Genomic DNA, 18,384 nt, shown 5'->3' with positions numbered 1-18,384 from the left:
TTCAAGTTGAAAAATTATAAAAGAATAAAGGACGATAATCAACAATAAAACTACGTAAATACCAGGTGTAAAAATATCAACTTTCCTCGATATACTTATCTGCAGTACAATAAGATCAATTAAAACACATAAAATAACTATTCTAAATACCCATTTCATAGGAGTTATTGTTTGTCGGGTTTGTAATAACGACGATAATCAGTATACCAGTTAAAGGTTAATGAAAATGTCTGTGCAAAATTTGAATTTTTATTAGACCCCATTTGCTGATTTTGTTTAATTCCATTTGGCCAGCGTGCACTTCCGAGGACCTCTTTACCTAGTGTACCTGATGTTAGACTTGTAACATTGGTCATCGTCAACGTTAGCACATTCTTATCATTAATTGAAATAGAATAATCGACTGATCCCACAAAATCTTGCAGTCTAAATCCACCGGAAACCATATTAAACATTGATGAAGCAACAGAAGGCGTAGCTGATTTCCCAGAAGTTATTCCTTTATTAACATAATCAGACAGAGCCTGAGTTACCTGCGGCGAATTTCTCAAAAATTCGCTTCCGAAACCATCTGTGGGAAATACAACATTTTCTGGGGCCGAACCATTCAGAAAACTTCCTAGCAATAAACTGACTAACCCTGATTCACTTCCAGTTACATTTTCATCAATCATGAACTGTTTATTCAAGCTACTTATTGCTTCATTATGCTCTTTTGCAGATGGTTTTTGATTTACATCTATGATGTTGCTGGGAACTTTTTCTTTCAGCACTGACCAATGACCAAGCTCCTCCCAAGACTTCTGTTTGTTATAAAAATCATCACCTCCCATTGTTAAATAAGCCATGTTGGGAGCCCATAGTAAAGAAGTATTAATGGCGGCTCTCTGAGACTTCAATCTTTCACTTGACATATAATCCAATGCTGTTCTTGAGTGTTGATATCCACCAGGGGAGCCAAAAATAAATTTAAATCCAGCAGCAATCTTCGATTGTTCCTCCGCACCATCTAAGTCTACCGCCATAATTGGCTTATTCCCTGCAAACTGATATGGCGTATACCACGAATATTGGCGCGTCAACGGATCCACACTTAAAAATTTCCCTATCCTTGGATCATACACCCTCATCCCATAATCCTGCTGATTCCCTTCTCCCTTCACTTCATTATCATTCTCCTTCCCGTTAAACCCATAACGATACTTTCCAGCATCAAATCCTCTGCTCTGTAATCCCATACCAAATGGCGCATAATCTTGTGCACTTACTATTTCTGCTTCGTAGTGATCTATCACATTCCCATCAACAGATACTGCTTTCTTCGCATCTGTCACAGTAGCCAACACATTATCAAGATGATTGTTTAATTCAAAGAACTTATTACCTCTCACAAAGGTAGTAAACGTTCCGAATCCTAAGCCATTCAGTCTTATAAGTTCAGGAGTTTCTTCATTCTGTACTTGGGTAGACATATTATTGATCCCCAGCCTACTACTGCCATACAGGTGTGTTTCTGTTTGGCTGAGTAAACCGCCATTGATAGACGGATCTCCACTCACATAAACACTCATTACATTACCTGAGGCATCCCTGATATATCGGGTTTCTATTCCTTTGGCTACTTTACTGATACGGTTACCAACAACATCATAAGTGTAAACAATAGTAGTGTCGGCCTTCTTTACTTGCCTGATTTTTCCATATACCGTCCATTCTATGTCAATACCTGCCTGCACATCCTTAATCAGATTACCTATACTATCATATACGTAGTTATTATTTCCCTGACCATCGATGTCGTTGCTATAAGCAAGAGGATCCACATCATCACTGATCGATAACAACTGATTCTTTCCAGATTGATAGTGATACTGCATGCTATCCATCTGAAGAGACTTACCTGCCCAGGTGCTATTGCCATGGCGATCATAACTCAGTATATTACCATTCGGATCATAGCTAATTCTTTCTCCAAAGTCTCCTACACCTATTGGCGCCCAGGCATTAGTAGTGGTGTTCAGATTATACGCGGCATCCATGGCCACCAGCCTGTTCAAAGCATCATAAGTGTACGAATACTTCAGCGGCGTACCTACCTTAGGGATATTCACGCTCATCGCACTGATATTACCATTGTAGAGCGACTTTAACCCTCCTCCTGCTGAAGCAAATGGATGAACTGCACCACTAATCGGTTTATAATCATTATCGCCATAGTAATGCAACGCAAAACCAAATGCATCCTGCGCGGTAATACCTCCTTTAGCCCCATCTTTCCCAATATCAAACGCGCTGGTGGCAGTAGTACTGTTAATCCCTTTAAGCCAGCCCTGAAGGGTATATGCATAGTCCAGGCCCTGTACCTGTTGTTGCCCGATAACACTTCTGGCTAATGGCCCATATTTATAGTACTGATAGTAAGCGTCATTTTCCCAATATATGCTGTCACGACTGGTTTCCACATTCGTGACTCTATTTTCCGCATCGTAGCTGTAACGATGATAGAATGCATCCCGCTGACCAGGCTGGTAACTTACCGAATTTACTTTTCCACTGACAAGGTCATAATTGTATGCTATCTTCTTAAAGCGGTTACCTGGATTAGGGGTATTAGCACTGTAATCCTGTAATAACGTACGTACGTTACCGTGAATATCATAACTGTAATAAGTAGCAGAGGCCTGACCTCCCGGAATAGTATCCGCAATTTGATTATACACTGCACTCCATGATACCCGGTTACGCAGGTTCTTTGCCTGCCAGATATCCTGTTCCAGGAACGTATTAGGCTGGTCATATACTGTTCGGGTGATCTGAGAACGGCTGCCACCTGCTGCTGCGATCCACTGGGATAACAATGTTGCATCATGGCAAATCTCTGGTGTCATACTGGCACTGCTGGAGATCTCTCCTACCTCTGTAATACGGCCCAGGTAATCATATAACGTATAGCTATATCCGTTATTAAGTGCTTGCTTCCTGTTCTGTGACACTGCCAGTCTTCCCAAACGATCATACCAGAAATGACTCAGGTTACCATCCGGTGAATACTGTGCCACCACCTGGTTTAAAGTATTGTAGCGGTAATTGGTAGCCATGGTATGAGCCGGCACCAATGACTGACCCACTGCTCTTGCCGCTGCTACACGGTTAGCCCACTCAGGGGTAGCATCTTTTACAACACCCGCCGGTGGAATTGTTTTTACCAGGTTACCTGCCTGATCATAATAATACAACGTATAGTGATGCTCATAGCTGGCATGCTGCACCGCAAAGCGCTCTCCGTACACTGCCGATAAAGCGGTGCTGATATAAGACCGGTCAAAATCATTGATCAATGAGTCCCTGTATACATTGAATAACTCCCTGCCTTTAGCATCCGCATAACGGGAACTATCGGAGCAATTGGTGATTTGTGGCAGCTCGATATCTGGGAAAGTAGGCTCTGTGTTACCACATAACAACGGTCCTTCCAACAACTCATAACAACTGTCTATACCCGGACAGGTTTCAGTAGAAAATGTAGGCGTACATACTCTTTCTACAAGGGCAACAGTACTGATACTGTTAGTAGTTAACGAAATCTCAGTGGTGGTACCTAGCCCTTTGGGCGTACATGCAGCAGTGATATCCACCATACCCAATGTTTCGGCAACATCTGTACAACCGGTTTTACCCTGCGCATCTGCCAGCATCAACATCGCATGGTTATTATTTAACCCTATACCAGCAAAACCTCCACTCTTGTTCTGTACCAAACGGGTTAACCATTCGGTAGCTCCGATATTTACCCTGCTGCCCCAACGTGGTATATTATTAGCATCGAGCTTATACCAGTAAGCATTACTAGTAGACTGTGTGGCAATAACACCTCCATCGCTGGTAGCGGCAGATACCCATGATACATTAGGCGTCTGGGAAACATAAGATGCAGGAGGCAACATCTTCTTCGCTGAAACAACACCTCCGCTTGTATTCACATCCAGCAATACAGGATTTACAATGCTGTTACCTGCGTCTTTCAAATTAACGATAGACAACCGGTAACCGCCAGGGGTCTTAAATATATTATTACAAATATTACCTCTGCCCTCCAGGTCATACTGGTAAACGCCTAGTCCATTACCTGTTTTCTTGTCTACTTTTATCAATACCGCGTCAAAGTTGCCACTATCCATAACCGAGGTGGCCACCAGCAGTGTGTCATTATTTTCTAACAGATTGATCACATCCCGGTTAACGGCAGAACCGCCCTGTTTCATCCAGTTCAGGTCACCAGTGCCCGTCAGTGAACCAACTATCCAATCAGTATATAAACTACCGCTACGCCGTAATCCTCCAAAAGCATAGCCGCCATCTGAGGTGGCCACGATGTCATTACCTGCACCACCATAGTTTTTGCCGAAATCCACCACTTTATTCCATTCAACACTACCATTAGCATCCATCTTCACTATCAGGATAGCTCCCTGGTCATAACAGTAGGAATTAGTGCTGCCTATCGCGATATAACCGCCGTCCTGAGTAGGAGTTAACCGGGAGAAAGTATCATCCCCAGTGCTGCCATAAGTCTTTGCCCACAACAGATCTCCCTGCTTATTGGTCCGGATAATATAACCATCCTTACCTCCGTTGCTGCAACCGGTGGTATAACCTGCCAGGATATAACCATCATCTGTAGTAGTGCGCACATCCACCATCACATCGGTACCGCCATTGGAGTACTTATTGATCATTCGCTTGCTGTCGGCACTGCCCGGTACACAAATATTATGGCCGGTATGAACCGGGCCTTTGCTACAACTGTCTATAAACTTCAGGTAGTCATAAGCCAGGTAATGATAACCCAAACGGTTATTCATATAGGCCGCAAACAAACGGTTCTTCGCATTCTGTACTGAATCATTGTTCAGGTTTAAGGCAGGCTTCGACTGAGGATAAGCCACCAGGTAAGCAGCATATAAACTATCGGTAACATAACAAGGTACGCAAGCTGGCGCCCCATTACAGTCCAGCAATGCTGGAATATTAACCGGCTTTTGAAGATAGTTACAGTTAGGGGTAACATTGGTACAGGCATCTATCAACGCATTCAGGTCCGATTGTGGGATCTTCACCCCACGGGTACGCTGCAGGTAAGTGGATAAATCAATATCGGCGGGCTCCTTCTTCAGGTTGTATTCATTGCGCAGCGACTTCAGCTTATCACACTGACAATCATCCGGACGGGTGAAGCTCCCAGAACGGCTCACCGCGGCCTGCTTGCCATAGGCCGCAGGATCTGTCAGTAACTCCGCATTACATACATAAGGATTTCTTAAAGGAAGATGACGTGCATTATAACCAGCAATCACTTCTTCAAAGTTACTGGGTACACCAGCAACCGGATTTTTCATCGTACGCGAGCCATAAGGATGATCCATATCTGCACCTCCTTTACATACAATCAACAAACTATCCGTGATTTCACGCAAGGCCACCGAATCATAATTACAGGGCGCCAACTGCTGCATCCACACTTTCACATAAGCACGGCAGTTATCGTCATACATTTTAGCTATCGCTTCATTTACTTTCTTATTCGCTTTAGCGGTATCTCCGGCAGGATCTCCCAGTGTCACATGCTCCGCCATATCTTTCACCGCTGAAAAATGAGGCATCTTACCTTTACCTAATAAAGTGGCTGCATTTACACTTCCTGAAACGTTCAACAAATTATTAATCTCATCATTTCTGAGCTGCAGATATAAAGTCCGGAACGACCGCCACGCCATATCAAGATCTCCTCCACACATCATCGACTCATTAAAGGCTGCAGTGTCTTCCTTGTTAAGCCCAACGCAGGCATCTTCCATTTTGGGACACTTTACCGTCAGCGTGGCCATCACCCAGAGGGAATAGTCTTTATCCTTATATCGCTGCAGTCCACTTTTTAAGGCGTCGAATCTCTTGGTCATCAGCGGATCATGTTTCCCACTGCCTGCAAATCGACTGTTGGTACCTATTGGATCAAGGTACCCTTTTTGTTTGGCGGCAAAGTAAGTGGCCGTTGACTCAAAATCTTTTGCCCACAACTGCGCTTCTTTCAACGCACTCTGATAATACTGTAATTTCTGATATTCCGGATGATACGGTAATAGCGTCCTGGCCCAGGAAGATTTAAAGGCATCTGAAAACTGCTCCGCTGATAAGCCCTGTGGGAGGCCATTCTTACGGCTAAGTGGATTCATTACAGAATCAATCTCTCCCAGTTCATTGTAATAACGGATATCAGAACGTGCATAAGTGCCAGCGGATCCATCCCCGCCACCTTTAAATATAGAGTAATCTTCGTTGGATTTTGTCAAATCTGCATACTGGCCTGAAGGTGGGCTCATATCCTGCAACATCGCCTGCTCAATATCATCTCCATCTGTATGAAGGCTATCGCATCCAACACAGGATGGGTTACAATCCTTCTTCTGCGCTTCCTGCAACTGCTGCTCTATTAATTTCTCTACTGTTGTACATACTGCCGATGGGAGGAAAATACTGTCGCGGTAATAATCCATCGCCTGCTTGCTGATCTCCAGCGTCTTGGTAATATTATACACCCCTTTATAAAGCATCCGGCTAAACGATACTTTTATCGTATCTGGTAAAGTAGGACGCTGGCCTGCGGTAATAGCTGCCGGATCATAATTGCGGAAAACCACTTCTACCGGCTGACCTCCCAAACTTTGGTTGCGGACATTATCAGTAATGCGGATTCGTAAATCATATAAACCGGTATAGTAGGTGATCGCACTGTCGCATCCCTTCTTTTGCAATACGGGCGGGGCCAGCAGATAATTAAAGCTGCATAAACTGCTATCGGCATCTATCAGCAGTGGATACATACTTTGTATGGATCGTTCGGTGATGATATTATTATCTACACCAGACAAAGAATCTGTAACTACCAACGCTTTCTTTGTCGGCAGATCATTCAGGGTTTTATTTTCTGTTTCACCCGTTAAAGCGGTAGCAATGGTGCGGCCATGCATATCCAGGTAAGCAATAGATAGCTGCCCATTCGCATCAGAAACCGCATTCTTAAAATAGTGAGATGCCAGACCCACTTCTGTTCCGAAGAGGGCATCTAACTCAGACTGTACCGGCCGGTTGTAATAATACTTCGTTTCATGTTTACTGCCTAAGCGATAGGTAGGTCCTACGCCACTCTGACGACTTATTCTGCCGGTATTATCCGGTGTATACTCTGTTTCAGTGAATGCATATCCTTCTGCATCAGGAATATACTGGGACATTCCTTTATTGGCTTCCGGGTTAGCAGGAGAATAATATTTATTGGCGCCGGAACTGGTATCCATTCGCTGGGCGCTGGCATTCACCAGTTCTCCATCATTAGCTATATAGTCGTACTTATCTTTATCGTATTCTGCCCCGTTTAATGGTAAGTTAAGCCCGGGGGTATATTTCATCACCTTATCCAGTGTCGGTGTGGGTAATACCTGGATAACAGGCCTGCCCTGGTAGTCATAAAAGGACTCCGCCACCACAATGTTCTGCGTGATATTATCTTTGGTCACCGTTTGCCGGTTACGCAAACTACCATCGAAATACTGCACCACCACTTTGCGTTTACCATCTTCTGCGAAGGAAATAGAAGACTGCCAGTTCAGGTTAGTTTGATGGCCATTAAAACTATATTGACCCAATCCTGTGCTGAACTTGGAACTCCAGTCAGTTTCCACCCGGATATCATCCGGCTTCTCCTGCACTGCACGCACACGGAAATATAAAACCCCTACTTTATCGTATAGTAAAGGAATCGTGTAATTAGTCCCTGCAATGGTTACCCGGGTGGTATTATTGGCGAAAATGTCTTTTACATCGGGCGTAATCCACCCCTTTGTTTCAATGGCGCTGGAGTCAAGATAAGCCCATTCCAGATCGTAGGCATCAGCACCTACAATAGCCGGCCAGCTAACCGGTAGCTCATCTGCCAGATCTCCGTTCGCTGGTGCCTGAAAGTTAATAGTCGTGATCACATCATTGGTACACGATAACTTATACACTGGGCGAATCTCCATCTCATTGTCCAACACCAGCGCAGAGCGGATATCTTTACCTGCATTGCTGGTAATACCCAGTATTTTTACCGTAACCTGGTGGGCATTATTAAATACAAAACTATTTCGTTGCGTGTATGTATGCGCAGTATCATAGTTGAGTGTCAACGTTACCGTAAAAGAATCCTCATTCCCGTCTGGCTTCAGGTAATAAATCCGAACATTCGCTGAGGCGGTGAAAGGTGCCCCCAGGTAGAGCGTCGAATACTCATTGATCCGGAAGGTGATCACATTCCGTAGAAAATATGTTGATTCCAATTTTACTTTAGTAACCGGATCAAAGTAAACACTGTCTTTCAGCGTTACCGACGAGTCCTGTACCAGTTGACCTTTGCTACCGTCCAATGTTCGTTTCAATGAGATGCCCTTGCCATTTTGGGCATGGACAGTATTCATCAGCAACAGTAACAATAACAGGCCGCTACACCTGGTAATCACTTTCAGCAAAATAGGCTTCATATATCTCAATAGATTCGGGAATGATTTTAATGATAACACTTACACATTACAGCGACTACTCACCTGTTTCTTTTAACAATGCACTCCTGGTTTCTTTAATCGTTTTAACACCCCTCTCGGTTTCTTTCTTCACCCTGGTAAGGGTGCCATCATCATCATACTCATAGAAGGTAGCAAAGTTATTTTCATCCAATTCTCCCATTAACCGCAGGTTCTTTGGATCATATACATACGACTTCATATTGGCATTATAAGGATGTACCCTTATATCATCAAAGTACGCAGTTGTATTGTTGGTAGTAGCTATTACCAGGCTGAAAGCAGTGGACCCTGCTGGCACATCTATCACTTCTTCATAACGCTGCCACCCTTCAATGATCGCTCCTGTTGGCTTAGCGGCTACAGTAACACGCACCGGGCCTCCTACAAACAAGGTTACATTGACGTTCTCATAATTACTGCAGTGACAGTCTTGTGCCTGTTTTACCCATGCACTGAAAAGGATTTTCTTACCCGCAACTGGAGAATAAATAGGCAATAATACATCCCTATTTACCCGCACACTCTGTAATACAGGGCTGGTAGAACAATTAGTAGGTCCTGTCCGGAAATCCGGCGGCAAGAGTATCTTATCAGTATCCGTTACTATCGACGAAAACAGGATGCTATCTCCCGGCGATACTTTCAAACTATACCGACCAGTATGGCTTTGGGTAGTATCCATCTTACTGAGGTAGCCGGAAAAGTCAAAATGACGGCCAATCGGACAATCTCCACTACCACAAGCATTGCCGCCAAAAGCATAGTCTTCAAACCCTTCATAACCTGCCTCCCGGTAACGGCTATTTTGGACTATAGCTACCGGCACCGCATTACTATAACCATATACAGCCGCATTATAACGTCCTAATGGATCTTTGTTTTCCAGTTCAAAGCTCTTTTTGTTGAAAATGGTGCTTTCCGCATTCCATACCCAGGCAGGGTTGCTATTTTGGGGCACCCAGTTTTTAGTTTGTTTTTGCCAGAAAGACAAGAAGTCATTAAACGCGCCGTCTTTACGGATATTCGTTGCCTGTCCGGGATCAGATTCTGCACGCGCTCCATAATAAGTGTAAGACTTAGCAGCTCTCCAGTTACCCAACAAGCCATGTATATAAGGGTTTACACTGGTATCGGTAACCGCGCTGTAACATTTGGTGATATAAGGAGCTACCCGGAGGTATACATCTCCCTCAATAGGCGAACCACAAAGATCAGACGTAATTTTTACGTGATAATTACCAACATTAGTGGAGTCTACATTATAAATGGCTATAGATTGCGTAGTATCAATCACCATACCCTGCGGATTTGTCCAGGTATAATGCTTGGCTGAGGTAGGTAAATTAACGGCAGTAAAATTTACAGTATCCCCCACACAGAACAATGGTTTATCTGCTGTTATGGCCTGAAAATTGGCAAAGTCAAGGATCTTAATTCCTCTTACTATAAACGCGTTACACTCGTCAATTACCTGCACATCATAATTTTTATTCTTCATCAACGAATAACGTGCATTGGAAGTGAAGCTACCGGTAGTATTACTGTCAAGGTAAGGCCCTGTACTTCCCTGGCCTTCTTCCGCCAGTTTATACTTGTAGGTGCCATAGCTACCTTTGCTACCATTTCCATTCATAGCAATAGCCCTGATACTACCGGAATTAGCTGGAGCGCCGGGGCAAACCCAACCCAAAGAAAACAGTAAATCGAGATTCTTTCTATAGTAGTAAATCTTTTTCACATTCACGCCATTACCACGAGGTGGGGAAAAATCGTATATCCTCCCTCCCGCTACGGCATCTGCAACACCAATTGTATAGTTACCCGTTTCAGTTAACAATATGGATGACGTAGGATTACCCTGTCCATTTTTTAAAACGGCAATACTCAATGGGTAAGTATAACCTCTGACAGTTGCATTACCAACGGGTGTAATCAGTAGTCCCTCGCAGGTTTCCTGGGAGGTATAATTCCAGTTATATCGGAAAATATCATTGTCATTAACATGAACAGACATGATGTATTGCTTACATTGATCAGTAACAATAAATGTATAATCACCTGCTGTAAATCTTCTTCCCGGTTCACCTCTGGGATTTGCCACCGCATATCCATACGTATCCCCCGTTATGATCTCATCAAATGCAAAAGCTTGCGGACTTACCAGTTGGACCCGGGTTCCAGCATGCAAATATGTTCTGTTACTATTAATTACAAAACCCACAGCGCCATCATTACCATTCACTCCGTCGAAGTTATCGATTGACACGTAGTAAGGGTTACTCGTATCCCGTGGAACTTTCAGAGTAACAGTATCTAATTTGTAACCATCTATTGTCACAGCAGATATCCGATAAATGCCATACGGAGCAGTGGTAATGGATCCCCACATAGGTTTAGAAACACCAAGCGTGTCTTTCCATACTCTTTTGGAAATAGTATCCTGTATATTCAAGAAAACTGGTGCACAAACATTCGCATTATTAATATAATAGGAAAGATTAACAGTTGTATCGCAGGTAGAGTAAGGAGTATATCCGGCACTAATGCTGGGAGCCTGAATGCCTGTAACAAATGTCCTGGAATAACCACATGGTGAAGTAGCATAAACAGTAATGGATGTGTCACTATAGAGGCTTTTAAAGTCTACTCCAGATGGTAGCTTAAAGACGTTCCCTCCGTAATTATAGCGGTATCCCTGCAAAAGGGGTACCCCCTTTATTTTGTAACTGAATAAAAAGTTACTTGTATCATTTAAATAATTCTGATATCCGGCAATATTAGGAGTCAAAGGAGGAAGTATTATTTCATCACAACTGCCTGTTTTTGAATTTGCTGTATATATGGAAAATGCACTCGCATCAAGTACAGAACTATAAATCTTCTTCGGCTTAATTTTACCATTACCGCATTGGTCTGTTACGGAGAAATTATAATCCCCGGCAGGTAAATTCGGTATCTGAAATGGACTTGCATTAATTGCAAACGTTCTGGGGCCAGTGTAAGCAGCAGGAGCATCTAATATCGTGGCAGTAAAGGGGCCCCGTCCATTTGTAATAATGACGGAAAGCTTGCCGTTACTGCAAGTACCCAGAGCGGACAAATCAACATCCAATACATAATCCATATCCACATAACTTCCTGTCACTGTCACGTCTACAGACTTCACCACAGGGTTTGCGCCACATAAGCCATTCACAGTCAGCCGATAGCTTGCCGGACGAAGATTCTGAAAAATATTGGAAGTATTCTGTGCTACGTCAGTTCCACCGGGAGTTATTGCTTCCAGCCTGTATTGCAAACTATCAAGACTACGAACATCGGAACCTGTAAGGGTTACCGTTATTTTTCCATTGGCAGCGCAGGTAGCATTGTCAATCTTAGTCGAAATATTCCAGTCAACGCATTGTGCAAATGAATTCACCGCACTCATCAACAATAAGACAATAATGCTTAGTAAGTGCCTATATTTCATTTGTAGTAGTTTGAATGTACGCATACCTGTAAACTCCATTGTATTAAATCGTAATATTGAATCAATTTGCCCTTTCATAATAACAGGTATATATCAGCTTTACCCGCATATTTGTACTTCCCTCGCTATAATAAGAGGGAGGCATTTCGAGGGCTAATGATTTATTTGCTCCTGTACTATAATTCCATGGAATGCCTGCCCTTATAGCTTCAGGCAACAAAGGTTTATCACCTTTCCTTTTATACCAAAAATGTCCATTATCATCTGTTATATAGACACCCACCTCAACACCATAACTATGCTGGATACGACAATCATGTCCCTGAAACATCAATGCTATTGGCACAAACCCACGGATGGTCCGCATAGCATCAATGGTAGTCAACACCTTCTCCTCCAGTAGCTTTCCATCCTGCTGAGAATAAGTCCTGGCCACCACCTTGACGATATTCCAATTACCCGTTAATGCTCCCGCAGGAATGCTATCCTGCGCTTGCACTTTTCCTGCAAAAAACAATACGATAACTATTAAAATATGGCGTATATACATAACTGATAGTTTCAATTTTAATAAACACATTCTCTTACTGATTTCATGGCATCTTCTACGTGCCAATTCTGTTTAAATTCTGTCACCGATGCGTTAATGATATTCCTACTCTTGTCGATCAGCAACTCATAATTATTGCCGTTCTTCACCAATGGCGTCTTCATCATAGTAACAGATCCCATGCTCGCACTTAAGTTCTTACGGCCAGAAGTAATGACTTTCAGGGTCACATCTTCTCCTGTAAATGGCTTTCCCTCCTTGGTGAGGAAATAAATATCAGGAGCATTACCATTCAGTGCATTGGCATCAACTGCCCATAATTTACTGTTGCTGGGGAACGTAGCCAGGCCGGCAGGATCTCCAACACATGGATCGCCATACACACGGTTCCTGGAATAGATCAGCATTTCATCACCGGAAACAAATAACTCATTTTGTTCTGTCGCTGAAAGTCCTGATATAATTTTCCCGTTCCTGATATTCACACCAGCTACAGTCGTTTGGATATTTTTATATGCACCTGCCATACCATCGTACGCCCACGCCGCCGGATAGTTGAACTGATAAATCGAATCCCCAAACTCATTCTGCGTAGCGGTTAGCAATACGTCACCAGTCTCACTATCATACAATAAGTTCCGGGTTACTACTTTGCTTCCTTTATCCACTACTTCTATTCGATCCAAAATACCCTGACGGTTAATCACTTTTGTAGTGGCTACTGATTTGAATATATTCTCCTCATTCCTTGGATAACCAAAATACACTGGAATGTATATGAGATAAATACCAATCACGAACCCATCTGTATTAATGCTCCTATCTGTACTATGCGTGCGGAAAGTCTGCTGACGCATATCCATCATCAACTCTATATTTTTCCCAATAATCGCTGCTGTGTCAATTTCTCCTTTAGCATTTATAGTGGCAACTGTATTACGTAAATGCTTGATCTCCGAAGAATCATTATCAACGCGATAATAATAGGTGGTGGACGCTATGGGATCTTTACCTGATTCAGGGAAAGAGGACTTAGACCTTACCTTACCATGCATATCATTCAACTCTATTCTAAAACCCTGCGTAATCGCCATATGATACTTGGCGTTGATCCTCAGAAAATTCTGGAACCCCGGCTTATAGCGGAACTTCGATTCATCACCCAACTCTGAGCTTTCTACAATAGTGGGGAACTCATAAGCGGTGTAAAAACAGGTTTCTTCACTTCCATTAGCAGAACGTGTGTTCTTTGTATTGATTGATCGTGTAGTTACTTTAGCATAACCTACGCTCGGTGCAGGAAAGAATCCTTCACCCAGAGGATTCTCTACATAACTGGTAAACACGGGTGCTAAATGTCCTGCCTGCTCGGAATAAATATTAGGTGTATGGAATGGATTCTCGTCGCCGCCTAAAATAGGTTCATAGATAGCCACGCCACTACTGATTTCCTCGTCTTTTCCGTCAATTTTCTTGACAGTGGTGTATTTATACTCAGTACCGTATACCGACTCCTTCTTGCCAGTCATCTTATTCCAGTGATCATAGATCAACAACTTCTTCACTCGTAACCCACCTCCATATTTTTTATAATCCGGGTCATTTAACCGGGCATAGGAACGGCTAAGATCCACCTCTTGTGCCCATCCGTCTTTACGTGCATTTCTATCAAACGACACTAACTGCTTCAGCGCTCCGGTAGCCATGTTTACAACCATTTGAATTGCCTCACCCATATCCAGATTGTCGCCGGTATTAGATCCGGGGAATGCTTTCGACGGAAGGTTCAAACGCAGAAAATGCATTGCTGCCTGGGCAATCGGGCTATAGTCGCCTCCTTCATTGCCCTTCTTATTGACAGCACGCAGCTTCACATAAATAATGTTAGTTCCTTCAATAAAACCGTAGTCTGACTGATCAATAAAACCATAGCAGGGCACATACTCATTTCCACTTCCAAAGTCATCTGATGGCATTTTTACATTTAGTCTGAAAAACAGCGTATCACGCAACTCTGATAAATACCGGCTGCGTACTTCTTCTTTGGAAGTCACCTTCCTGGAAACATTAAATGCTACATAGAGATTATCGTACTTCCAATCAAAGCCACGCTCATATAAATGATTGGAAAGATCCCCCGCAGCGCGAGGTGCTCTGTCAGAAAAACCAGCGATATTCGTCATTTTGGCCGCCCGACGGTTTTGTACATACGCATAGTCGTCCGCTTCATATACTACTTTTATCCGTCCTCCGGAAGGCAGTTTGATAGAATCTAATGTCCATGCGCCGGCATTAGCGGCAGCCAACGTACTATCCTGTAATGCATAAGGATATTCCGGGTTCGTCATCGGCTTGCCGTCGCTACCAATCGGATTCTGCGAAGCGGCTTTATAGTCGCCCCACCGGTCGTAAGACTTAGCGGCATATGCCGGGTTAAGTTTATTATAGTTAAAGACGTAAGCGTTTTGCTGTGCTCTTTTAAGATTAGTTTTACTTTCATTGCCATTATAAGAGAACCACACTTTTTTAAGCGTCAGCTTTCCTGAGTCACTCTCAGGAGCATTTACGCCCGGACATAGTTCATAACTATATTCAAAATGAACCGTTTTTACCGGTTTGGCAGCAGCTCCATTCTTCAGGTAATCTGCTTTTACATACAGATTTATTTCCTTCAGGCGTTTTGCCTGGTGGGTATTACGTATTTTATTTCCCTGCTCATCAATAGGCAAAAGATCGGCTCTATCTTCCACGGCAAAGGTGGCCACCATATTTTTAGATTCAATGGAGTTCAGGTACCACAGTTCTTTCTCACCATATACATAGCTACCCTTATCATCATTATTTTCTGTCTTGAAGCCTTCATTATACGTGGCATTTTTGGTGTAAGGTGTTCTCCATTTATAAGGATTTCCCTGACCTGCCGTTTTGGTATAGTTAAACTTCACGGCATTACCAGCATCGTCATCGGTAATACCATCCCCTGTTAAATCTACATAATCAGGCGATACAACTCCTGTTAACAGGAAAGAGTGAGCATATGCAGGCGTTTCTTCTGAAACGAAATAATGATCATTACCACTGTTATTGCTTACACTATCTTCCCTGTTTTTGTCGCCAGGTGTTGAATTATAAGCTACAATACCATCTTCCGCATTTCCGTTCTCATGCTTTACGGAAAAGGTCACCTCTTTCTCTTTGAGGTTATATACCGGTAAGCCGTATACGTATTTCTTGCCATCATTATTTAAAACATCTATTTCAGAAAGATGATGAGGTTTGCGAATGCTATCCACCCTTTCTTCTTTGGTTAGCTTGCCAGGTAAAATGGTGTATGAGAAAACCTTTTCGGGTTGATAGATATCATTAGGCACAACAACGCTATTACCATAATATACATTCAGTATAATGACTGCATCACGTGAGTCATTAAAATACTCCACTTCTAAATCATAGATATTACCCTTTTCAAGATTTACATTGAACCCATCGTGACGAGTCCCCCTTATGTCATTCTTCCAATTCGAGTAAGTGGTAAATTCTTTTCCATTAATGCGTATCCGGATACCATCATCTACCTGAAAATCAAAACGATATGCTCCTGTAGCAGGAGCCTTTAACTTACCTGTCCAACGAGATGACATATGTTCTACATTACTTAAGCCCGTACCATTAGTTAATGCCTTAGGATGATCTTCTCCCTGGGGGTGATCAATATCAGGAGCTATCATTGTATTTCGTCTTCCATAGTTTTCCTCGCTCAACCACTCATTCTGAAAATTTTCCCTTTTATACCCATGCTTTTCTTCTGGTAAACCCGAATAAGACGTAACACAGTTATTGAACACATACTGATTCTCTCCATAATTCTCAATCAGTCTTGAAAGTCCTGCTAGTTTAGCCTCCTCCGCTGTGAGATAGGAAATCACCTGGGTTCTTTTACTTCTTTCCTGGTTAGCTGCATTAATATTATTAAACGGTAATTTGCCTATAAGCTTACCACCTTTATATCTCCATAAAGTATCTGTAGTAGAAATGTTAGGGGTATTATTACCTGCCATCTGAGCAAACACCACATCGTCACCTCCCAGCATCTCATAGTATGCTTTAGGTTGTGTAGTCATTTCTCCAGGGTTCCCGAAATGAACGGCTTCATACTGCTTCTTTGAAGCGGTGAAAGCAATGTCTTTTGCAAGTGGATTATTCTCCACCCAGGCACTATTGGTAGTGGTAGAATGTGTTTCCGTTAAATCTATACCTGCGTGCCAGGCGTTCCCTAAACCAACTTCCCCGCCAAGACTGGTTGAGCTACTTTTGGTAGCCATAAAGTGATCATACACATACCCAATATCATTACGGAATGCGCGAAACATTCCACCCGTACCTTCCCCTGAAATAGAAAATACATCACTTGTATATGCTGGTATCGCGATATTCTTGATACCTTCTTTGATAGGCATCTCCCGCTCCCGGTTATAATCCATCAATGCATTTGCATTTCCGGCTCCATTATAATAGTAGAGATACCCAAATGCAGGTAAAGTCAATGTTTTGTCCGCGTCAGCAATATATTGACGCACCTGATACCCGGAAGCAAATCCCTGCGGGTGAAAACCGTTCACCTCTCCTCCTAAAGCAAACTTACCTGTATACATTTCACTGGTATAAGGGATACTCATGGCCGGAATAGAACCAGGATATGCATAGGAAATACTGGCAGAAAAAAGGTTCTCGCTTGTACTAAATCGCCCATATCCGGTTGTCAATCCATGCTTCATTTTAAAATAAGTCCTATACTTACTAACCCCGCCAGAATACTGCAATGCCTTCAAACCGCTACGCGTGTTAAACGTAAGTGAAGTACTTATTTGCCCGCTGTAAACACTTTTAATATCAGAATCCTTCTGACGCATTGTAACGTCCAGGCTAGGGCTGATAGACAATCCTTCGTCCTGGGTATTCATCCCTAAGCTTAAACCAGCGGTCAATCCTCCTGCACCTTTACCACTTACACCAATACTGGGTGAAATACTCGCTTCCATGCCCCATCCTCTGTAAGTATTCTTAAACACGCCCAGGGATGCGCTAAGTTTAACCGAAACGGAAGCAGAATCAAATATTGTCCCCGCCGCTTTTAGATCAAGACCAAAAAGTTCAAACGTTGCACCACCAGTACCGCCGGAAGTCTTATTCTCCTTAATGTTCATTTTTTTGGTGATCTGATCCGATCCATTGAAATCATCCGGCAATCCCCTCACATTCCTTGTAATCGTACCGGGATTAATATTCCATCCCAAGCCTGTCCAACTGGCCTCCTGGTCCATCGTAATCCCACTACTGTACCCGAGCGACAAAGGATACCCATCCACATCCAGCAAGGGAATATTGTAAGAGAAATTGCCCGAAAACAAATCTACCATATTATCACTGTTCACCGAATGGAAGCTTTCCATTTCAGGCTGGGTAGGACCTCCCGTACCTTTCGGTAACGCAGCAGCTGAAACTGCTTTCGCAGGTGTCGGCGCCGTAGAGCGACCACCTGCCCGCACCGGATCTTCCACCGGCGTCAAAGTAACCGGCTTAGCTGCCGGCACACCCGCGCCAACCCTATAAACGGTTCGCCTGCTGCCCAGCGCATACGCAGGCACCACTGCTTCCAAATAAATTAACGCCAACATCACACACGCAATCGTCTTCTTACCCTTTGCTGCAAAAGCCAGTATCATTTCAACGTAATTTTATAGGTCTTA

At 43.2% G+C, this 18,384-nt stretch carries 4 protein-coding genes; all 4 read right to left on the bottom strand.

The genetic code is table 11. The features are described 5' to 3' along the window. Window positions 1-164: 164 nt before the first annotated feature. A complete protein-coding gene (locus AC5ZC7_RS08085; protein WP_511911448.1) occupies window positions 165-8,573 on the bottom strand; it encodes an RHS repeat domain-containing protein in 8,409 nt (2,802 codons plus the stop codon). 55 nt (window positions 8,574-8,628) lie between these two features. After that, window positions 8,629-12,087: a hypothetical protein gene (locus AC5ZC7_RS08080; protein WP_496162986.1), complete on the bottom strand. Its 3,459-nt coding sequence runs from the start codon at window positions 12,085-12,087 to the stop codon at window positions 8,629-8,631. Window positions 12,088-12,148: 61 nt separating this feature from the next. Beyond that, window positions 12,149-12,667, bottom strand: a complete 519-nt coding sequence (locus AC5ZC7_RS08075) for a hypothetical protein (protein WP_511911447.1) — start codon at window positions 12,665-12,667, stop codon at window positions 12,149-12,151. Further along, window positions 12,655-18,360 (bottom strand): PA14 domain-containing protein, encoded by a 5,706-nt coding sequence (locus AC5ZC7_RS08070; protein WP_496162988.1) that lies wholly within the window; start codon window positions 18,358-18,360, stop codon window positions 12,655-12,657. Before AC5ZC7_RS08070 ends, AC5ZC7_RS08075 begins: the two co-directional genes overlap by 13 nt. Window positions 18,361-18,384 lie beyond the last annotated feature (24 nt).

The sequence above is a fragment of the Chitinophaga sp. 9-1-y genome, from assembly GCF_059511905.2.
The sequence above is the reverse complement of the archived record's forward strand: the minus strand, read 5'-3'. Positions and strand labels throughout refer to the sequence as shown.

Bases quoted from the DNA above. Each gene is read 5' to 3' on its own strand.
- AC5ZC7_RS08075 (WP_511911447.1), bottom strand. From the start codon at position 12,667: ATGTGTTTATTAAAATTGAAACTATCAGTTATGTATATACGCCATATT.
- AC5ZC7_RS08085 (WP_511911448.1), bottom strand. From the start codon at position 8,573: ATGAAGCCTATTTTGCTGAAAGTGATTACCAGGTGTAGCGGCCTGTTA.
- AC5ZC7_RS08070 (WP_496162988.1), bottom strand. From the start codon at position 18,360: ATGATACTGGCTTTTGCAGCAAAGGGTAAGAAGACGATTGCGTGTGTG.
- AC5ZC7_RS08080 (WP_496162986.1), bottom strand. From the start codon at position 12,087: ATGAAATATAGGCACTTACTAAGCATTATTGTCTTATTGTTGATGAGT.